Annotated in this window: 16 protein-coding genes; 15 read left to right on the top strand and 1 reads right to left on the bottom strand. The window is 67.8% G+C overall.

Features of this window, described 5'->3' with window-relative positions; genetic code table 11:
* Positions 1 to 84: 84 nt before the first annotated feature.
* The 13 genes from dapA (at position 85) to dapF (ending at position 15209) form a co-directional block, all read left to right on the top strand.
* Positions 85 to 1002: a 4-hydroxy-tetrahydrodipicolinate synthase gene (gene dapA / locus ACHAA4_RS04405; RefSeq protein ID WP_435772990.1), complete on the top strand. Its 918-nt coding sequence runs from the start codon at positions 85 to 87 to the stop codon at positions 1000 to 1002.
* Between the two features lie 95 nt (positions 1003 to 1097).
* Positions 1098 to 2780, top strand: a complete 1683-nt coding sequence (locus ACHAA4_RS04400) for a ribonuclease J (protein ID WP_106122865.1) — start codon at positions 1098 to 1100, stop codon at positions 2778 to 2780.
* A 147-nt stretch (positions 2781 to 2927) separates the two neighbouring features.
* Positions 2928 to 6269: an FtsK/SpoIIIE family DNA translocase gene (locus tag ACHAA4_RS04395; protein WP_435772944.1), complete on the top strand. Its 3342-nt coding sequence runs from the start codon at positions 2928 to 2930 to the stop codon at positions 6267 to 6269.
* A 7-nt stretch (positions 6270 to 6276) separates the two neighbouring features.
* Positions 6277 to 6966 carry a CDP-diacylglycerol--glycerol-3-phosphate 3-phosphatidyltransferase gene (gene pgsA, locus ACHAA4_RS04390; RefSeq protein WP_435772943.1) on the top strand — a complete coding sequence of 230 codons (690 nt, stop codon included), beginning with the start codon at positions 6277 to 6279 and terminating at the stop codon, positions 6964 to 6966.
* A complete protein-coding gene (locus tag ACHAA4_RS04385; protein ID WP_435772942.1) occupies positions 6959 to 7612 on the top strand; it encodes a CinA family protein in 654 nt (217 codons plus the stop codon). The genes pgsA and ACHAA4_RS04385 overlap by 8 nt, the downstream gene beginning before the upstream one ends.
* Before the next feature lie 96 nt (positions 7613 to 7708).
* A complete protein-coding gene (locus ACHAA4_RS04380) occupies positions 7709 to 8155 on the top strand; it encodes a helix-turn-helix domain-containing protein (protein WP_435772941.1) in 447 nt (148 codons plus the stop codon).
* 201 nt (positions 8156 to 8356) lie between these two features.
* On the top strand, positions 8357 to 8887 hold the full coding sequence (locus tag ACHAA4_RS04375; RefSeq protein WP_435772940.1) for a MarR family winged helix-turn-helix transcriptional regulator: 531 nt from the start codon (positions 8357 to 8359) through the stop codon (positions 8885 to 8887).
* The gene (locus ACHAA4_RS04370) at positions 8884 to 9102 is read left to right on the top strand and encodes a DUF3046 domain-containing protein (protein ID WP_435772939.1); all 219 of its coding nucleotides are present in this window, start codon (positions 8884 to 8886) and stop codon (positions 9100 to 9102) included. Before ACHAA4_RS04375 ends, ACHAA4_RS04370 begins: the two co-directional genes overlap by 4 nt.
* Positions 9103 to 9430: 328 nt before the next feature.
* Positions 9431 to 10474 carry a recombinase RecA gene (gene recA, locus ACHAA4_RS04365; RefSeq protein ID WP_435772938.1) on the top strand — a complete coding sequence of 348 codons (1044 nt, stop codon included), beginning with the start codon at positions 9431 to 9433 and terminating at the stop codon, positions 10472 to 10474.
* 12 nt (positions 10475 to 10486) lie between these two features.
* Entirely contained in the window at positions 10487 to 11587 is a 1101-nt protein-coding gene (locus ACHAA4_RS04360; protein WP_435772937.1) for a RecX family transcriptional regulator, read from the top strand.
* A gap of 11 nt (positions 11588 to 11598) precedes the next feature.
* Positions 11599 to 13173 (top strand): tRNA (N6-isopentenyl adenosine(37)-C2)-methylthiotransferase MiaB, encoded by a 1575-nt coding sequence (gene miaB, locus ACHAA4_RS04355; RefSeq protein WP_435772936.1) that lies wholly within the window; start codon positions 11599 to 11601, stop codon positions 13171 to 13173.
* Positions 13173 to 14144: a tRNA (adenosine(37)-N6)-dimethylallyltransferase MiaA gene (gene miaA / locus ACHAA4_RS04350; protein WP_435772935.1), complete on the top strand. Its 972-nt coding sequence runs from the start codon at positions 13173 to 13175 to the stop codon at positions 14142 to 14144. The genes miaB and miaA overlap by 1 nt, the downstream gene beginning before the upstream one ends.
* 75 nt (positions 14145 to 14219) lie before the next feature.
* On the top strand, positions 14220 to 15209 hold the full coding sequence (gene dapF, locus ACHAA4_RS04345; RefSeq protein WP_435772934.1) for a diaminopimelate epimerase: 990 nt from the start codon (positions 14220 to 14222) through the stop codon (positions 15207 to 15209).
* Between the two features lie 61 nt (positions 15210 to 15270).
* Here the strand turns inward: dapF and ACHAA4_RS04340 are convergent, their stop codons facing one another.
* Positions 15271 to 15888 carry a class I SAM-dependent methyltransferase gene (locus ACHAA4_RS04340; RefSeq protein ID WP_435772933.1) on the bottom strand — a complete coding sequence of 206 codons (618 nt, stop codon included), beginning with the start codon at positions 15886 to 15888 and terminating at the stop codon, positions 15271 to 15273.
* A 324-nt stretch (positions 15889 to 16212) separates the two neighbouring features.
* Between ACHAA4_RS04340 and hflX the strand changes: the two genes are divergently transcribed.
* On the top strand, positions 16213 to 17838 hold the full coding sequence (gene hflX / locus ACHAA4_RS04335) for a GTPase HflX (protein ID WP_435772932.1): 1626 nt from the start codon (positions 16213 to 16215) through the stop codon (positions 17836 to 17838).
* Positions 17839 to 17840: 2 nt separating this feature from the next.
* Complete coding sequence (locus tag ACHAA4_RS04330) at positions 17841 to 19868, top strand: ATP-dependent DNA helicase (RefSeq protein ID WP_435772931.1); 2028 nt, start codon at positions 17841 to 17843, stop codon at positions 19866 to 19868.
* Positions 19869 to 19940: the final 72 nt, after the last annotated feature.

The following is a 19940-nucleotide window of genomic DNA, read 5'->3' as shown; positions in this document are numbered from 1 at the left end:
CTCGCCCGGCGGCGGAGCCCAGGCGGTAGGCTGTTGCCCATGGCAAGCGACAACGAGCCCACACACGAATTCGATCCGCACCTCATGGAGGGGCAGGTTCAGCACCCGGATCAGACCGACCCGTACTTCGGGCATCTGATCACGGCGATGGTGACCCCGTTCACCCCTGACGACAAGATCGACTTCGACGCCTTCGAGGCACTCGCCGTGCGACTCGTCGATGAAGGCAACGACTCCCTGGTGGTCTCAGGCACCACCGGCGAGACCTCCACGTTGGAGGACCACGAGAAGGAGTCCCTGGTCCGCGCGGCCAAGTCCGCCGTCGGAGACCGGGCCAAGGTCATCGCCGGCACCGCCACCAACCACACCGACCACGACCTGCTCATGGCCAAGCGAGCCGAGCGGGCCGGAGCCGACGGTCAGCTGGTGGTCACCCCGTATTACAACAAGCCCAGCCAGGACGGCGTCTTCGCGCACTTCACCGCGGTGGCCAACGCCGCGGACCTGCCGCTGATGATCTATGACATCCCCGGCCGCACCGGCATCCCGATCGCCACCGAGACGATCCTGAAGCTCGCCGAGCACCCGCACATCATGTCGCTCAAGGACGCGAAGAACGACATCACCGCCACCACCGAGGTGCTGACCAAGACCGACCTCGAGGTCTACTCCGGCGATGACCAGAACGTGCTCGCCTGGATGGCCATGGGCGCCGCCGGCGTCGTCTCGGTCACCGCCCATGTGGCATCCCCGACCTTCCGTCGCATGATCGACGCGGTGCTCAACTACGAGCTGCGCGAGGCCCGCATCGCCCACGGCGAGCTCGGCCCCGTCATCCGCGCCATGATGACCCGTGTCCAGGGCGCAGTCTCCTGCAAGCAGGTGCTGAACTGGCTCGGCACCGGCATGCACCCCGGCGTCCGCCTGCCCCTGGTGCAGGCCAATGAACTTGAGAAACAGCTGATCATCGCCGACCTGCGCGAGGCAGGCTGGCAGCTCTGAGCGAGGCGTCCGCACCGGACGCCCAGCCAGGGCAGACATCGCAACCACAACATTATTGAGATCCCTACCCGGATCTCTCGAGGAGGAAACTCACCTTGGCAGCACAGCGCCTCATCACTCCACCGAAACTACGCCGCGGCACTCTGCGCACCGTCGCCCTGGGCGGCCTGGGGGAGGTCGGGCGCAACATGACGGTCTTCGAGATCGGCGGCAAGCTGCTGATCGTCGACTGCGGCGTCCTCTTCCCCGAAGAGGAACAGCCCGGTGTGGACCTGATCCTTCCTGACTTCAGCTACATCGAGAATCGGCTCGACGACGTCGTCGGTCTGGTCCTCACCCACGGTCACGAGGACCACATCGGCGCCGTCCCGTACCTGTTGCGCAAGAAGCCCGACATCCCCCTGATCGGCTCCACGCTGACCCTGGCCTTCATCGAGGCCAAGCTCGCCGAGCATCGGATCAAGCCATATACCCTCGAGGTCCAGGAGGGCGACGTCGAGGACTTCGGCCCCTTCCAGTGCGAGTTCGTCGCGGTCAACCACTCCATCCCGGACGCGCTGGCGGTGTTCATCCGCACCGAGGCCGGCACCGTGCTGCACACCGGCGACTTCAAGATGGACCAGCTGCCCCTGGACGGCCGGATCACCGACCTGCGCCACTTCGCCAAGCTCGGCGAAGAGGGCGTGGATCTGTTCCTCACCGACTCCACCAACGCCGACGTCCCCGGCTTCACGACTCCGGAGAAGGAGATCGGACCGACCCTGGACCAGCTCTTCGGCACATCGAACCGACGGATCATCGTCGCCTCCTTCTCCTCCCACGTGCACCGCGTGCAGCAGGTCCTCAACGCCGCCCACGCGCACAACCGCAAGGTGGCCTTCGTCGGCCGCTCCATGGTGCGCAACATGGGCATCGCCTCGAAGCTGGGCTTCCTCGACGTCCCCGAGGGCATCCTGGTGGACATGAAGAAGGTGGACAACTACCCCGACTCCGAGGTGGTCCTGATGTCCACCGGCTCCCAGGGCGAACCGATGGCGGCGCTCTCGCGCATGGCCAACGGCGACCACCCGATCCAGGTGGGCGAGGGCGACACCGTCATCCTGGCCTCCTCGCTGATCCCCGGCAATGAGAACGCGGTCTTCCGCGTGATCAACGGGCTGCTCAAGCTCGGCACCGATGTGATCCACAAGGGCACCGCGAAGGTCCACGTCTCCGGACACGCCTCCGCCGGTGAGCTGCTCTACTGCTACAACATCGTCGAGCCCAAGAACGTGATGCCGGTCCACGGCGAGACCCGCCACCTGATCGCCAACGGCAAGCTCGCCGAGGAGACCGGGGTCCCCAGCGACCGGGTCATCCTCGCCGACGACGGCACCGTGGTCGATCTGCACAACGGCGTCGCGCAGATCGTCGGCCAGGTCGAATGCGGCTACGTCTACGTGGACGGCTCCTCCATCGGCGAGATCACCGACAACGACCTCAAGGACCGCCGCGTCCTGGGCGAAGAGGGCTTCATCTCGGTGGTCGTAGTGGTCAACCGGCAGACCGGCAAGATCATCTCCGGACCCGACATCCACGCCCGCGGCGTCGCCGAGGAGGATCAGGTCTTCAAGGACATCAAGCCGAAGATCTCCCGCGCGCTGACTGAGGCGATCCAGGACAACAAGGAGCACACCACGCATCAGCTGCAGCAGATCGTGCGCCGAACCATGGGCTCCTGGGTGGCGCGCAAGCTGCGCCGCAAGCCGATGATCGTTCCGGTGGTCGTCGAGACCTGATCCTCTTCTCGACACCGTCACACCGCTGGGCCTCGCATCACGCGGGGCCCAGCGGCGTCTCCGGCGGTCTCCGGACCACCGCTGTGACCAAGTCGAAAGGTGTGCCGATCGGTGACCGGACCCGGCATCGAGGGTAGGTTAGCCAGTATGGCGACACGTACTTCCCCCTCGCGAGCCGCCAGCACCAAAGGAAGCAAGACCTCCAAGAGTGCTGCCGGTCGCGCGACGACGTCGAAGAATCCCTCCGTTCCACCAGCAGACGCCCCGCGTGGGAACCTGCTGGCCTCCGCCGCGCGCGGCTTCTGGCTGGCCCTGGCCACGCCGGTGGCCTCCGCCGTGCGCGGGATCGGGCGGCAGGTGAAGATTCACCCCGACGATCGCCGCGACGGCGCCGGACTGGTGTTCTTCCTGCTCGCGCTGCTCACCGCGGTGGTCGACTGGTGGGGAGCCCGCGCCCTGGACCACTGGGCGTTGAACCTGGTGCACACCTCCACGGCGGGAACCTTCGGCTGGGCCTCGGTGATCCTGCCGCTGATCCTCTTCATCGCCGCCGTGCGCTACTTCCGCGCACCGCAGGACCACGGCGGCAATGCCCGGATCGCCGCGGGCAGCGCCATCATCCTGGTCGCCTCCGCCGGCATCGTGCACCTGGCCAACGGTCTGCCCACGATCAACCAGGCCTTCACCATCGGCGAGGACGGCACCTTCACGGCGCTGCTGAACTCCGGGGGAGTCATCGGCTACCTGGTCAGCGTGCCGTTGGCCTCCCTGGTGACCCCGTATCCGGTCTGGGCGCTGCTGATCATCGCGCTGCTCTCCGGACTCCTGATCCTCACCGACACCCCGCTGCGCCGGGTGCCGGACCGTGTCGCGGTCGCCAAGAGCTTCATCGTCGGGGAGCGCCGCGAAACCCTCGAGGACCCGAACCTGCCCACCGGTGGAGCCGCTCAGCGGCAGGATTCGGCGCAGAAGCCCGGCCAGAAGCCCAAGCGCCAGTCAGCCCCGCCCGCGCCGTCGAAGTCCGACGACGACGCTCCGGCCCGTCCGCGCCGTGCCGCCCGGCACGCCGAGGCCACCGATGAGGCCCACCCGAAGAAGTCCCTGCTCTCCAAGATCATGGGATCCAAGCAGAACACCGAGGACTCCGATGCCGAGTCTTCGGACACCGAGTCCTTCGGGCATGAGGATCACGAGGCCAGGCGCGCCACCGAGGGCGCCTACGAGGATCCGGTCTTCGACGAGTCCGAGGAGGACTCCTTCAGCTCCCCGGCGGTGCCTGCCGGCGTGCGTCGCCCCACCGCCCAGGAGCGCGCGATCCAGCGCGCCCGGGACAAGGCCGACTCCGCCGCAGCCGCAACCGCCGCAGCAGCACCCGCCGTGCCGCCGTCGGGCGTTCCGTCCTCGGCCGGACTGAAGCGGAACCCGAACCCGGAGGCGCCCGCTCCGGCCGCCGCGATGCCGGTGCGCTCCGAGCAGCTCACCCTCGGCGGAGACGTCACCTACACGCTTCCCGAACAAGGACTGCTGCCCTCCGGTCCACCGGCGAAGGAGCACACCGCTGCCAATGACGAGATCGTCCACGCGCTGAACCAGACCTTCCAGCAGTTCAAGGTCGACGCGCAGGTCACCGGGTTCTCCCGCGGCCCGACGGTCACCCGCTACGAGGTCGAGCTGGTCCCCGGCACAAAGGTGGAGAAGGTCACCGGGCTGGAAAAGAACATCTCCCTGGCCGTGGCCTCCAACGAGGTCCGCATCCTCTCGCCGATCCCGGGCAAGTCCGCCATCGGCATCGAGATTCCGAACAAGGACAAGGAAGTCGTCGCCCTGGGCGACGTGCTGCGCTCCAACGCCGCCCGCAAGACCGAGCACCCGATGGTCATGGGTGTGGGCAAGGACGTGGAGGGCGGATTCGTCGTCGCAAACCTGGCGAAGATGCCGCACCTGCTCGTCGCCGGCGCCACGGGCGCGGGCAAGTCCGCGTTCGTGAACTCCATGGTCACCTCGATCCTGATGCGCGCCACCCCCGACGAGGTCCGCCTGGTCATGGTGGACCCCAAGCGGGTGGAGCTCACGGCCTACGAAGGCGTCCCGCACCTGGTCACACCGATCATCACCGACGCCAAGAAGGCCGCCGAGGCGCTGCAGTGGGTGGTCAAGGAGATGGACAACCGCTACGACGATCTCGCCCACTTCGGCTATAAGCACGTGGACGACTTCAACAAGGCCGTGCGCAACGGCGCGATCCAGCTCCCGCCGGACTCCAAGCGCGACCTGCGCCCGTACCCATACCTGCTGGTCATCGTCGATGAGCTCGCCGACCTGATGATGGTCGCCCCGCGCGACGTCGAGGACTCGATCGTGCGCATCACCCAGCTCGCCCGCGCCGCCGGCATCCACCTGGTGCTGGCCACTCAGCGCCCCTCGGTCAACGTGGTGACCGGCCTGATCAAGGCGAACATCCCCTCCCGGATGGCCTTCGCGACCTCGTCCTCCACCGACTCCCGGGTGGTGCTGGACTCCGTGGGCGCCGAGAAGCTGCTCGGACAGGGCGATGCACTGTTCCTGCCTGCGGGCCGGCCCAACCCGATGCGCGTGCAGGGAGCCTGGGTGAACGACTCCGAGGTCCACGCGGTGGTCGAGCACGTGAAGTCCCAGCTCAAGGCCCAGTACCGCGAAGATGTGGTGCCCGAGAAGGTCTCCAAGAAGATCGACGAGGACATCGGCGACGATCTCGATGTGCTGCTCCAGGCCACCGAACTGGTGGTCACCACGCAGTTCGGCTCCACCTCGATGCTTCAGCGGAAGCTGCGCGTGGGCTTCGCCAAGGCAGGACGCCTGATGGACCTGATGGAGTCGCGCGGCGTGGTCAGCGCCTCGGAGGGCTCCAAGGCCCGCGACGTGCTGGTCACCCCGGAGGAGCTCCCCGGACTGCTGGCGATGATGCGCGGCGAGGAGCCGCGCGCCGCGGCCCCGAGCGAGGCCGCGCCCGAGGCGTACGACAACACCGGGATCGAATACGAGCCCGGCCAGTCGGTCCAGACCGCCCCCAACGGGGTTCTCGGCGCGCGGGAGCCGGGTCAGGCTGCAGCGCCGAGCGCCGGCTACGCCGAGTCTGCCTACTCGGTGGCCTCCGGACACTCCGCCGCGTCGGCCCACTCGGCCCCCTCGGGGCATTCGACGGCCTCAGCAGTCTCGGCCGCCTCGGCGCCAGATGCTGCCGGCTATCCCGGCACCCAGCCCACCGAGATCCAGCCGGTTCAGCCGCGCGAGGGCAGCGACTACGCCGCCCACGGCCAGAACGAGCCCACCCAGACCGCCCCCACCCATGCTGTCGGGCAGCGCCAGGTCAGCCGGGCCTCGCTCTCCAGCGCCGATCTGATCGCCCGTGACCTCGCCGAACGCACGGCGGCCCTGCCGCAGGCGAGCGACTATCATGACGGGCACGACTCCACGTCCGGCGAGGACATGTGGGAACTGACGGGACGCTGAGAAGCTCATGACTGACACACCCCGCGAACGAGCCGCAGAGGGCGGGCAACGGACCGAACCGCCGCTGCTCAACATCGCCAACGTCCTGACCATGGTGCGCATCGCGCTGGTCCCGGTCTTCATCTGGTTCCTGGTCCTCGACACCGAGGGCCAGGTGTTCGGTCCAGGATCCGTCGAGGCCAGCAACGGCGGCTGGCGCTGGGCCGCAGCCGGGGTCTTCGCCCTGGCCGTGCTCACCGATAAGATCGACGGCGACCTCGCCCGCTCCCGCAACCTGGTCACCGACTTCGGCAAGATCGCCGACCCGATCGCGGACAAACTGCTGATCGGCGCCGGGCTGGTCATGCTGTCGCTGCTCGGTGAGCTGCCCTGGTGGGTGACCATCGTGATCCTCGCCCGCGAGCTCGGGGTCACCGTGCTGCGCATGGTCGTGATCCGCTACGGCGTCATGCCGGCCTCCCGCGGCGGAAAGCTCAAGACCGTGCTGCAGTCCGCCGGTCTTCTGCTGATGCTGCTGCCGCTGGTGGTCTTCGCCGGCTGGCTGGCCGACGTCGCTTTCTGGATCATGATCCTCGCGCTGGTCGTCACAGTGGTCACCGGATTCGACTACCTGTTCTCCGCGATCAGGATGCGCCGCCGCGTCCGGAAGGAACGCGCGGGTGCCGCCGATCCCGCCCGAGATCCCGACCATGACTGAAGCCTCCGGGGGGCTGGGAACGCTCTCCGGCGACGCCGGAGAGGTCGCCCGCACCGCCGAGCTCCGGACCCAGCCGCGCACCATCATCCAGGGCCTGGGCCACCGCGGACTCACCCTGGCCACCGCCGAATCGCTGACCGCCGGGGGACTGTCCTCCCGGATCGCGGAGGTTCCGGGCACCTCGGTCGCGCTGCTGGGCGGCGTCGTCGCCTATTCCAGCGCAGTGAAACGTAATGTTCTCGACGTGGACGCGGAGCTGCTCAGTGACCGCGGCGCCGTGGATCCCGACGTCGCGGCCGCGATGGCCCGAGGCGTCGCGTTCTGCACCGGAGCCGATATCGGCATCGCCACGACCGGCGTGGCCGGACCGGAGCCCCACGGAGGCAAAGACGTCGGCACCGTCTATCTCGGGCTGGCCTGCAGGAAGAGCGAGGCCGAGCGGCTCAGGCTGCGTCTGCCCGAGGGGTGTGAGCCCGCCGCCGCCGGCCTCGGCCCAGAGACCTCCGAGACGTGGCTCTCCGGTTCGCTGCTGCTGGATCTGACCGGGGACCGCGCCGAGATCCGCGCCGCCTCGGTGGAGGGCGCTTTGAAACTTGTCGAAGACTTCTTGCTCACCGAGCCTCACGGCATCGGGGATCCCGACTAGAGTAGAGACACATTAGGACCTGCAGCCACACCGGGAAGAAAACACCTGCGAAGACCGTTGACCACAGGTGGAACATACCGAAAGAGGAGTGAGTCCATGGTGAGACAACCAGTCACCGTCAACGGCGTGACCCGATGGAAAGATATGGACGTCGACGGCACTGCCACGACCCAGCCCCGAGAGTCCAAGGGAGTGGTCCTGCGCCAAGAGATCGGTGACGTTCTGCGCAGCATTCGTCAGGCCGAGGGCCGCACCCTCCGAGACGTCTCCCACGATGCGCGAGTGTCCCTGGGATACCTCTCCGAGGTGGAACGTGGTCAGAAGGAAGCCTCTTCGGAGCTGCTCGCCTCGATCTGCTCCGCCCTGGAGGTGCCGCTGTCCACGATGCTGTCACAGGTCGCGGAGCGCATCGCCACAGCTGAGGGCCTCCACGTCCCCGACACCGTACCTACCGAGTTCCAGCGCGAGTTCGGCGGCGGAGTCGTTCCAGATCGCGTGCCCGACGCGCTGACCCGCGAAGAGCTGGCCCGCAGCGGGTCCTGAAGGTTCTCAGGTCTGAAAGCTCGGGTCCAAGAGGTTCGGCTCCTGCAGGCTCAGGACGCAAAGCCACCGGCAGCCTGCGCGCCGACAGAGCAGGGGTATCGACGTCCGGGGACCACCGGAACCTGCGCATGAGAAGTCATAGATTCAGCTTGGGAGGGCGCCTCATGGGCTGCCCTCCCAAGCTGTCCTAGACTGTTGCTCATGGAAAGCTTCGATCGACGCGCCAAAGTCCACGAGCTGGAGCAGGAGTTCAACCGACTCTTCGTCCGGCGCCGATTCAACGCCTTGCAGCTGGCGCGTCAGATCGACTCGGAGATCGAACCCGCGTCCTACTCCGTGCTCGCGACGCTGCAGCAGATGGGCCCGCAACGCATGACGGCGATCGCCCGACACCTCGGGATCGGCAAGCCGACCCTGTCGCGTCAGCTCAGCACGCTGGAGAATCGCGGATTCATCGAGAAGGCCACCGATCCCGATGACGGCCGTGCGCAGATGGTCTCGCTCACCGAAGAGGGTCGCGCCCGGCTGGAATCCGCCCAGGGGGACAGGGCCGAGCGATACCTGCAGATGCTTACGCCGTGGCAGGAGCAGGAGATCGAGACGCTGTCCCGGCTCCTGGCCAAGCTCAACCAGTCCTATACCGAGTTCGACGCCGAGCACGATCCAGCGCTCGCCCAGGGGTCCACCGTCCCGGCCGCTGTGAACGTTGCAGAAGACAAGAGGGTCTCTTGAGAGAAAGCCGCTTCTGGTTCCTCATGGAGGGCGAGTTCGGACCGAACTACGCCCACGTGCTGGCCGATTCCTTGGTGCTGAGCAAGTACCAGCTGACCGTGAAGTCCTCGCTCGAGGCCGGGGTGAGTCCTCGCGACGTCTGGGACGCAGTCTGTGAGCAGCAGGATGTCCCCGCCGACCGTCGGCTCGGGCGAGACATCGTCCCCAAGAGCTGAGCCTCGCCGACCCGGTGGCCGCCCCGACCGTCGCTCGCTGACCCAGGGCGTCGCTCGCTGACCTGGGCGTTGCTGTCTGTCCGGGCCGTCGCTCGGGCGGGCGGACACTCGCCGGTCGGTGTTCTGTCGTGGGGGCGCCATCGGAGCGGACACGCCGAGGACGGCAGTCGAAGATATGTTCGACTCGATGCGCTAGAGTTTTCCCCAGAAGGCCCGTACCGCGGAGTGGATTCCATCGGATGCACATCGTCTGCCCGTGCACGTGGGCATGTCAGAGGGTCCGCCTAGTCTGGCACCACATACATACAACGAGTCATCGAGGTGAATCATGGCAGTCAGCAAAGATCGTGAGAAGGCGCTTGAAGCAGCGCTTGCACAGATCGACAAGCAGTACGGCAAAGGTTCGGTCATGCGCCTGGGTGATGAGACCCGGGCCCCGATCGAGACCATCCCCACGTCGTCGATCGCCATGGACGCCGCACTCGGCATCGGCGGCTTCCCGCGCGGGCGCGTCGTCGAGATCTACGGCCCGGAGTCCTCCGGCAAGACGACCGTGGCCCTGCACGCGGTGGCCAATGCGCAGAAGATGGGCGGCATCGCCGCCTTCATCGACGCCGAGCACGCCCTGGATCCCGTGTACGCCCAGAAGCTGGGCGTCGACACCGACGCGCTGCTGGTCTCCCAGCCGGACACCGGTGAGCAGGCGCTGGAGATCATGGACATGCTGGTCTCCTCCGGCTCCATCGACATCGTGGTGATCGACTCCGTCGCCGCCCTGGTGCCGCGTGCCGAGATCGAAGGCGAGATGGGCGACTCCCACGTCGGACTCCAGGCGCGCCTGATGTCACAGGCGCTGCGCAAGATCGCCGGTCGGCTCTCCCAGACCAAGACCACTGCGATCTTCATCAACCAGCTGCGCGAGAAGATCGGTGTCTTCTTCGGCTCCCCGGAGACCACCTCGGGCGGCAAGGCGCTGAAGTTCTACGCCTCGGTCCGCGTGGACGTGCGTCGCATCGAAACCCTCAAGGAGGGCACCAACGCGGTGGGCAACCGCACTCGCGCCAAGATCGTGAAGAACAAGATGGCCCCGCCGTTCAAGCAGGCCGAGTTCGACATCATCTACGGCGAAGGCATCTCCCGCGAGGGCGGTCTCATCGATGTCGGAGTCGAGAACGGCCTTGTGAAGAAGTCCGGCGCCTGGTTCACCTACGACGGGGACCAGCTCGGCCAGGGCAAGGAGAAGGCGCGCACCTTCCTCAAGGACAACCCCGACCTTGCCGATGAGATCGAGCGTCGTATCCGTGAGAAGCTCGGCCTGATCTCACCGCTGGAAGAAGAAGGCGGACCGGCCCTCAAGGCCGTCGACGGCTGATAGGAGGTCGCCATGGGTGATCAGCAGCAGAAGATCGAAGCTCTGCGGGCCGCCATGACGAGCATCCAGGAGCGGGATCCGGACGCACCGGTTCCTGACTTCCTGGTCGTCGACACCTCGGTGCCCGAGAAGCCTCCAGAGAGCACATCGACAGGCCCGGCCGGTGCCGCCGGCCCCAGCGACCCCGCAGCCTCCTCGGCCGCCACAGGCCCCGAAGAGGAAGACCCCGAGGAGGAAGACCCGGAGGACGAGGACGCCCAGGGGGAAGACCCTGAGGCCGAGGCGTCCGATGCTGATGAGTCGGCACCGGGCGACGTCGGGTTCGCCAGGCCCGTGTCCGAGGAGTTCGACTCCGGACCCCTCCGGTTCAGCGCCTCTCCTGAGGCTCGCCCCCTGGTGGACCCCAATCCGGCCCCCGACACGGTCGACGCCGAGATGGACGGCCCCGGCACTGACGAGGCTGAAACTGACGAGGCTGAAACTGTCGAGGCTGAAACTGTCGACCTTGGCACTGCCGATCAAGACCCCTCGAAGCGGACCTCGTCCGCCCCACTCGAGATCGAGCACGATGACGACGATGTCCCTGCGGGGGCTATGGCGGGAGTCAGCCCCGAGGAACAGTACGAGAAGGCTCGCGCCGTGGTGCTGCGCCGACTCACCGGCTCCCCGAAGTCCCGGCATCAGCTCGCCGTGGCCTTGAAGGAGAAGGACTTCCACCCCGAGGTCATCACTCGCGTGCTCGATCGAATGGAAGAGGTCCACCTGATCAACGACGTCGAGTTCGCCCAGACCTGGGTCAGGGGCCGTCATGAGCTCAAGAACCTCGGCAAGTCCGCACTGCGCCGTGAACTGCGCGAGAAGGGCATCAGCGAGCACGTGGCAGCGGATGCGCTGGAGCAGATCAGCGCCGAGGACGAGAGCGAGGCGGCGCGCGAGCTCGTGCGCCGCAAGCTCCAGGGCAAGACTGTGCCCACCGGCCCCAGCCCCGAAGAACGTGCCGAGCGGGACAAGCTCACCCGCCGGTTGGTCTCGATGCTGGCCCGCCGCGGTCACTCCCCGGGCGCGGCCTTCCAGATCGTGCGCGAAGTGATCGAGGCCCACACGGACGCGTAGAATCCTCAGCAATGAGTGATGCACTGATGGACCGCGCCGAGACCACCGCACCGGACCGCCCCCGCGCGGAGGACGGTGCCGCCGTCGTCGACCCGTCGGCGCGCCTGCGCACCTACGAGGTGCGCACCTTCGGCTGCCAGATGAACGTCCACGACTCGGAGCGGATGTCGGGGCTCCTCGAAGAGGCCGGCTACGGACCAGCCGAGACGGGCACCACCCCCGATCTCGTCGTCTTCAACACCTGCGCGGTCCGGGAGAACGCCGACAACAAGCTCTACGGTCACCTGGGAATGCTCCGTCAGACCAAGGCCGAGCACGAGGGTATGCAGATCGCGGTCGGCGGCTGCCTGGCGCAGAAGGACCAGGAGACGGTTCAGAAGAAGGCCCCCTGGGTCGACGTCGTCTTCGGCACCCATAACATCGGGTCCCTGCCCACCCTGCTCGAGCGCTCCCGTCACAACGCCGAGGCCGAGATCGAGATCCTCGAAGCCCTCGAGACCTTTCCCTCGACGCTGCCGACCAAACGCGAGTCCGTGCACTCCGGGTGGGTGTCCATCTCGGTAGGCTGCAACAACACGTGCACCTTCTGCATCGTGCCCTCCCTGCGCGGCAAGGAACGCGACCGCCGTCCGGGGGAGATCCTCGCCGAAGTCCGCGCCCTCGTCGCCGACGGCGCCGTGGAGGTCACCCTCCTGGGACAGAACGTGAACACCTATGGGGTCGAGTTCGGGGACCGCGGGGCGTTCGCCAAGCTGCTGCGCGCCTGCGGGCAGATCGACGGACTCGAACGAGTCCGGTTCACCAGCCCCCACCCCGCGTCCTTCACCGACGACGTCATCCACGCCATGGCCGAGACTCCCAATGTCATGCCCCAGCTGCACATGCCGCTGCAGTCCGGGTCCGACAAGGTGCTCAAAGACATGCGCCGGTCCTACCGCTCCAAGAAGTTCCTCGGAATCCTGGAGAAGGTGCGCGAGGCGATGCCGCACGCCGCCGTCACGACCGACATCATCGTCGGCTTCCCCGGAGAGACCGAGGAAGACTTCGAAGAGACCATGCGGGTCGTCGAAGCGTCGCGCTTCTCCTCCGCCTTCACCTTCCAATACTCACCACGCCCCGGCACCCCGGCCGCGACCATGGACCATCAGGTCCCCAAGGAGATCGTGCAGGAGCGCTTCGAACGCCTGTGCGCGCTGCAGGATCGCATCGGCGCTGAAGAGAACGCCAAGCTCGTGGGCACTTCGCAGGAACTCCTGGTCACCGCCGACTCCGGCGCAAAATCCTCTGAGACCGGTCGGCTCAGCGGACGGGCCCGGGACAACAGGCGCGTGCACTTCGCCGTGCCCGACGGAGCCCCCGCGCCGCGTCCCGGAGACTTCGTCACCGTCACCATCACCCAGGCAGCAGGATTCCACCTGCTGGCCGACCCGAGCGGACCTGCCGAGTACCAGCTTCGCCGCTCTCCCGCAGGGGACGCATGGGACCGCTGGCAGGCCGACTCCTGTGGCGTCGGCACCACCCAGGTCACCGGATCCACCCCGACCGCAGTCTCGCTCGGCATGCCCACGCGGCGCCCCGTCGCCTGATGACTGCCGTTCCAGACGCAGGTCAGCTCTCGGCGGCGGAGGTGGGCTCGACGTCGTCGACACCGCCGCTGATCGTTCTGGTGGGACCGACCGCCTCCGGCAAATCGGCGCTGGGCATCGAACTCGCACAACGCCTCGACGGTGAGATCATCAACGCCGACTCGATGCAGCTCTACCGCGGGATGGACATCGGCACTGCCAAAGTCAGCGCAGAAGAGGCCGGCGACGTCCCCCACCACCTCCTCGACGTCCTCCACGTGACACAGGAGTCCTCGGTCGCAGACTTCCAGGACCAGGCCCGCCGGATCATCGGGGAGATCCGAGACCGGGGCAAGACCCCCATCATGGTCGGCGGATCAGGGCTCTACGTCCGCGCCGTCATCGACGTGATCGAGTTCCCGCCCACCAACCCGGAGCTGCGCAGCCGACTGACGCTGCGACTCGACGACGAGGGGGCCGCCCCGCTGCGCCAGGAGCTGCGCGAGCTGGACCCCGAATCCGCAGCCGTGATCAAGGATGACCGACGCCTGATCCGCGCCCTGGAAGTCGTGCTGCTCACCGGCCGGACATTCTCCTCCTACATGCCGCAGCGGGCCCATGAACCGAGCCTGGAACCGGTCGTGCAGATCGGACTCGACGTGGACCGCACCCTGCTTCACGAGCGCATCGCACGTCGCGTGCAGCGCATGGAGGACCAGGGCCTGCTCGATGAGGTGCGCACACTCGACGGCGCCGGTCTGCGTCGCGGACGCACCGCCTCCCGCGCCATCGGATACCAGCAGTTCCTCCAAGTCCTCGACGGCGAGCTCACCAGCACGGACGCGATCGAGGCCACCACGGTGGCCACCCGCAAGTTTGCCCGCAGACAAGAGACCTGGTTCCGCGCCGACCCGCGCGTCACCTGGCTCGCGGCACCCGCAGAGGACCTGGTGCAACAGGCGTTGGAAGCTATCACCCGACTTCGGCGTTGAACACCAGGACGGCTGGCGCATCGGCGGCGGACGTCCTCAGCATCGACGAATCCCGAGCATCGAACCCCAGCAGCAATGAAGGAGAACCGCGTGGCTCATCACCTCACCGGCCTGGAAGCCCTCACCGGCACCACCATCACCAAGGCCCATGCCACCGGCAATGACTTCGTCATGCTCTCCGACCCCACGGGGGAGCAGGCCCTCGAGGCGCACCAGGTGGCCGCGCTCTGCGACCGGCACCTGGGGATCGGCGCCGATGGAGTCATCCGCGCGGTCCCGGCGCATCTGGTGATCGGTGACGCCGTCGTGTCCCGGCTGCTCGCCGAGACGGCCGAGCTGAGCAGCACCGACGACGCCCCACTGTGGTTCATGGACTACCGCAACTCCGACGGCTCGGTGTCGGAGATGTGCGGCAACGGCGTGCGCGCCTTCGCCCACTTCCTGATCGCCGAGGATCTCGTGCAGCTCAGCGATGGGCAGGAACTGCCCGTCCTGACCCGAGCGGGTCTGCGCACCGTGCGCAAGGTCCCCGAGGGCTACGCGATCGGCATGGGCGTATGGTCCTTCCTGGACCCCGAGCAGGCCGCCTCCAACGCCTCGGACGCGCTGGTCATCGCCGCCGGACTCGATGAGCCCCGGCCAGCCCTGAGCATCTCCATGGGCAACCCGCATACCGTCGTCGCACTCGGGGATGAAGCGACCCTGCATGACCTGAACCTTCACGAGGCGCCGAAAGTGGACCCGGTTCCGCCGGCAGGCACGAACGTCGAGTTCGTCGTGCCGGCCGAGCCGCTGGTCACCGAGGATGAGGACGGCCAGGCCGTGGGTCGGGTGCGGATGCGCGTGCACGAACGCGGCGTCGGGGAGACCATGTCCTGCGGGACCGGGGCCTGCGCCGCAGCCGCCGCGGTCCGCGTCTGGGCCGCCGACGACAGCGTCAATCTCTGGAAGGTCGATGTCCCCGGCGGACAGGTCACTGTCCGGTTCACGGCCCGCCAAGACGGCGCAGAGGACGTGGAACTGGCAGGTCCGGCAGAGCTCGTGCTCACCGGAACGCTCGCCTGAGCCGCTGAGCCGCTGAGCCGCTGAGAGTCGCCAGACCTGCAGCCCGGCCGCGCAGGCGTGGTCAGTCGCGGGTGATCCGCAGCAGCCGGAACCCCTTCGCGGTCTCGGCGCGGGCGCTGGAGAACTGTCCCGCGGTGCCGGTGAGCATCGTGGTGATCCAGGCCAGCAGCGAGTCCGCCCCGAGGTTCTTCTGCACGACCAGCCAGGCGGTGCCTTCGGGGCTGAGCCGGGGGAGCCAGTGCTCGAGGAGTCCATGCAGCACCTCCTTGCCGACACGGATCGGAGGATTGGACCAGATCGTGTCGAACTCGATCTCCGCGGGCACATCCTCCGGAGCCAGCACGCGCACATTGCTCAGCCCGAGTGCTGCCGCGTTCTCTGCACAGAGGACGCGGGAGCGTTCGTTGACATCCACCGCCCAGACCGTGGCCTCCGGGGAGCGCATCGCCAGGGTCAGCGCCAAGGGCCCCCAGCCGCAGCCGATGTCGAGCAGGTGGCCCTGGCTCGACGGATCCGGAGCGTGCTTGAGCAACACCGCCGTGCCCTTGTCCACCCCGTCGGGGGAGAAGATCCCTCCAGCGGTGGCCACGGAGACCTCGTGCCCGTCCAGGGTGACGTTGACCGTGCGGCGGGTGAAGGGCCCCTCGGGGGAGGCGGAGAAATAATGCTGGGAGTTCACAGGGTGAATCGTAGTAGACTCTCCTCTATGTGGATTCACCTGACGTACTCCCGCCCGCGCGGTTGAGTCACCCCCTCACCATCTGGCCGGCGCTCTGAGCCGGCAGTGTCGTTCGCCCGCCACCGGTGTTCCCCTTGAGGATCACGCCGCTGCGATCCCTCTGCGGATCCGCAGGACCGGCTGAGCACACATACTCCACACCCCTCGAACAAGCCCCGCTTGATCTCCACAGCGGACCCGCGCACTTAACCGTGTCCGTGGTCGAACGTAGGATGGAGATCCACGGCGGGCAGGGCCAGGCCGAAAACTGGTCCTAAGGAGATCATGACCAAGCAGAATCACACGCCCGAAGCTTCAGGCGAGACCCCCGAGGACTCCACGGCGTCAGACGCACAGCAGTCCTCCGTCGATGCGACCATCGAGCGGATCCTGGCCGCTGACCGCGCCCGCGAAAGTGCACCGGCGAGGACCACCCGATTTGAAGCCGAGCCCAGCTTCAGGCGTCGCGGCATCCTCGGCGAGCAGGCTCGCGAAATCGCTGGTGAGACCGCACACTCGGAGTCCGACGGCGAACAGTTCGAACTTCTGGAACGCCGATCGCTGCGCCGTGTCGATGGGCTCTCCACCGAACTCGAGGACGTCTCAGAGGTCGAATACCGGCAGCTGCGCCTCGAGCGCGTCGTCCTCGCCGGGCTCTGGGGCGAGGGCACCGTCGCCGAAGCCGAATACTCCCTGCGCGAGCTCTCCGCGCTGGCCGAGACCGCCGGTTCCACCGTGCTCGACGGCTTCCTGCAGCGTCGCGCCAAGCCCGACCCCGGAACGTTCTTCGGTTCCGGCAAGGCCGAAGAGATCCGCGTCGCGGTGGCCGAGCTCGGCGCCGACACCGTCGTGGTGGACTCCGAACTTGCGCCCTCCCAGCGCCGTGGCCTGGAGGACATCGTCAAGGTCAAGGTCATCGACCGCACCGGCCTGATCCTGGACATCTTCGCCCAGCATGCGAAGTCCCGCGAGGGCAAGGCCCAGGTGGAACTCGCCCAGATGGAATACATGCTCCCGCGCCTGCGCGGCTGGGGCGAGTCGCTGTCCCGCCAGGCCGGTGGCCAGGTGGGCGGCGCGAGTGCCGGCATCGGCTCCCGCGGTCCCGGTGAGACCAAGATCGAGCTGGATCGCCGACGGATCAATGCGCGCATGGCCAAGCTGCGCAAGGACATCGCGGCGATGAAGCCCGCCCGTGACGCCAAACGGGCCAACCGCAAACGCAACGCCGTGCCCTCGGTCGCGATCGCCGGATACACCAACGCAGGCAAGTCCTCGCTGCTCAACCGACTCACCGACGCCGGAGTCCTGGTGGAGAACGCGCTGTTCGCCACCCTGGATCCCACCACCCGCAAGGCGGTCACCCCGGATGGGATCGGCTACACCCTCTCCGACACCGTCGGCTTCGTCCGCCAGCTGCCCACGCAGCTCATCGAGGCCTTCCGCTCCACCCTGGAGGAGGTGGCCGACGCCGACCTCATCCTGCACGTGGTCGATGCCTCACACCCCGAGCCCGAGGGTCAGATCAGCGCGGTCCGCACCGTGCTGGCCGAGGTGGACGCCCACGAGGTGGACGAGATCATCGTGCTCAACAAGGCCGACGTCGCCGACTGGGACGTGGTGGAACGTATCCGCCGTCGTGAGCCGCACACCATCGTGGTCTCGGCCCATTCCGGAGAGGGGATCGAAGAGCTGCGCGAACTCATCAGCAGCTCCATTCCGCGCCCGAGTGTGCCGCTTGATCTGATGGTGCCCTACGCGCAGGGTGACATCGTCTCCAGGCTCCACGCCGAGGACGCCGAGATCCTCTCCACCGAGTACCTGGAGGAGGGCACCTTGTTGAAGGTGCTGGTCCGTCGGGACCTCGCCGGAGACCTCGCCGAGTTCCAGGTCCAGGCAGAGCCGACGCCTTGAGCGTGAGCACCAGCCGTTCAACGGGATACCGGGAGACGACCGACCTGCTCGAGCGCGCCGTCACCGCGATGGGCGGGGTCAAGCGCGAGGGACAGGTGACCATGGCCGAGCATGTGGCGATGGCGCTGCGCAAGCGTCGGCACCTGCTGGTCCAGGCGGGCACCGGGACGGGCAAGTCGCTGGCCTACCTGGTGCCTGCCGTGGTCCATGCCCTGGATGCCGAGAAGCCGGTGCTGATCTCCACCGCCACGCTGGCGCTGCAGGCCCAGATCATGGGCCGAGACCTGCCCCGGCTGCTGGAGAACATCGCCGAACATGTCGAGCGTCCGGTGGACGTCGCCCTGGTGAAGGGGCGTGCGAACTACGCCTGCAAACACAAGATGGACGGCGGCTTCCCCGAGGACGACGACGAACAGGCGCTCTTCGCCTTCGCCGATGAGCCCACCGGCGGGGTCACCGCCTTCGAACCCGGCTCCCAGCTGGGCAAGGAGATCGTGGCGCTGCGCGAATGGGCGCAGGTCACCGAGACCGGTGATCGCGACGACCTTCCCAACGGGGTGACCGACCGGGCCTGGCGCCAGGTCTCGGTCAATGCCGTGGACTGCATCGGCCCGCGCAAGTGCCCGATGGCCGCAGAGTGCTTCTCCGAGCGCGCCCGGGAGAAGGCCAAGGACGCCGACCTGGTGATCACCAACCACGCGATGCTCGCCATCGACGCGTTCGAGGGTCTCGACGTGCTCCCGGAACACGACGCCGTGATCGTCGATGAGGCCCATGAGCTCGCTGACCGGGTGACCTCTGCGGTCACGGCCCAGCTCTCCGCGCAGATGATCAAGGCCGCCGCGTCCTCCGCCCGGCGGCACACCGCCATCAACGTCGAGGCGCTGCAGAGCTCCGCGGTCGCCGTCGAGGCAGCCTTCCACCGGGTCGACTCGGGGCTTCTGGCCCGCGGGCTGAACCCGCAGCAGCGCGAGGCCGTCGAGCTGGCCCGCAACGCTGCACGGACCGCACTCTCGGACTCCAAGCCCACCGGCGACGCCGAGGCCGACCCCGGGCGCAGCACCGCCAGGTCCCGGATGCAGGCCGTGCTCGACACGGCCAACCGGATCCTGGAATCCCCGGACACTCCCGACGTGGTCTGGCTGAACCGACCCGGCGCCTTCGTGCCGGGACGCGGCTATCAGGAGGCTGACCTGGATGAATCCCCGCTGATCTACGTCGCCCCGACCTCGGTGGCCGGACGGCTGCGCGAGGGGCTCTTCGGCGATCGCACCGTGGTGCTGACCTCCGCGACGCTGACCATCGGGGACAGCTTCGACCCTGTCGCCGGGTCCCTGGGTCTGGCGGGGGAGAAGGCCCCGGCCTGGGACGCCGTGGACGTGGGCAGCCCCTTCGACTACCCCAAGCAGGGGGTTCTGTACGTGGCCAAGCACCTGCCGCCGCCGTCGATGAAGACCGCCCAGGCCCAGCGCGACGAGCTGGCCGGGCTCATCGAAGCGTCCAAGGGTGCGACCCTGGCGCTGTTCTCCTCCCGGCGCGCCGCCGAGGAGGCCGCCGAGGATCTGCGGCAGCGCCTGGACATCCCGATCCTCTGCCAGGGCGACTCGACCATGTCCTCGCTGGTCCGCGCCTTCGCCGAGGACGAAGAGACCTGCCTGTTCGGCACCATGAGCCTCTGGCAGGGCGTAGACGTCCCCGGGCGCTCCTGCCGACTGGTCGCGATCGACCGGATTCCGTTCCCCCGCCCGGACGACCCGCTGGTCAGTGCCCGCAGCCAGGAAGTCACCAAGCACGGAGGCAACGGGTTCATGCAGGTCGCCGCAACCCACGCCGCCACCCGGCTGGCCCAGGGCGCAGGGCGACTGATCCGGACCGGCGAGGACAAGGGAGTGCTGGCCATCCTGGACTCACGCCTGGCCACGGCGCGCTATGGCGGGTTCCTCAAGCAGTCGATGCCCGACTTCTGGCCGACCGTCAACGGGGACCTCGCTCGAGGGGCTCTGGCTCGGCTGGCGGAACGAGACAAGTAGCTGGACCTCAGCTTCGGCAACCGCCTCCCCACAGGTGACCACCGAGCATCGGCAGCAGCATCAACCAGACGC

Origin of the sequence: Nesterenkonia maliinae (assembly GCF_051262655.1) — a bacterium.
In the GTDB taxonomy this organism is placed as follows: domain Bacteria; phylum Actinomycetota; class Actinomycetes; order Actinomycetales; family Micrococcaceae; genus Nesterenkonia.
Note: the sequence above shows the minus strand (reverse complement) of the source record. Positions and strands in the feature narration are given on the sequence as shown.

Excerpts from the sequence above, each read along its gene's own strand:
- dapA (WP_435772990.1), top strand. The coding sequence starts at position 85 with ATGGAGGGGCAGGTTCAGCACCCGGATCAGACCGACCCGTACTTCGGG.
- ACHAA4_RS04395 (WP_435772944.1), top strand. The coding sequence starts at position 2,928 with ATGGCGACACGTACTTCCCCCTCGCGAGCCGCCAGCACCAAAGGAAGC.
- pgsA (WP_435772943.1), top strand. The coding sequence starts at position 6,277 with ATGACTGACACACCCCGCGAACGAGCCGCAGAGGGCGGGCAACGGACC.
- ACHAA4_RS04385 (WP_435772942.1), top strand. The coding sequence starts at position 6,959 with ATGACTGAAGCCTCCGGGGGGCTGGGAACGCTCTCCGGCGACGCCGGA.
- ACHAA4_RS04380 (WP_435772941.1), top strand. The coding sequence starts at position 7,709 with ATGGTGAGACAACCAGTCACCGTCAACGGCGTGACCCGATGGAAAGAT.
- ACHAA4_RS04375 (WP_435772940.1), top strand. The coding sequence starts at position 8,357 with ATGGAAAGCTTCGATCGACGCGCCAAAGTCCACGAGCTGGAGCAGGAG.
- recA (WP_435772938.1), top strand. The coding sequence starts at position 9,431 with ATGGCAGTCAGCAAAGATCGTGAGAAGGCGCTTGAAGCAGCGCTTGCA.
- ACHAA4_RS04360 (WP_435772937.1), top strand. The coding sequence starts at position 10,487 with ATGGGTGATCAGCAGCAGAAGATCGAAGCTCTGCGGGCCGCCATGACG.
- miaB (WP_435772936.1), top strand. The coding sequence starts at position 11,599 with ATGAGTGATGCACTGATGGACCGCGCCGAGACCACCGCACCGGACCGC.
- miaA (WP_435772935.1), top strand. The coding sequence starts at position 13,173 with ATGACTGCCGTTCCAGACGCAGGTCAGCTCTCGGCGGCGGAGGTGGGC.
- dapF (WP_435772934.1), top strand. The coding sequence starts at position 14,220 with ATGAAGGAGAACCGCGTGGCTCATCACCTCACCGGCCTGGAAGCCCTC.
- hflX (WP_435772932.1), top strand. The coding sequence starts at position 16,213 with ATGACCAAGCAGAATCACACGCCCGAAGCTTCAGGCGAGACCCCCGAG.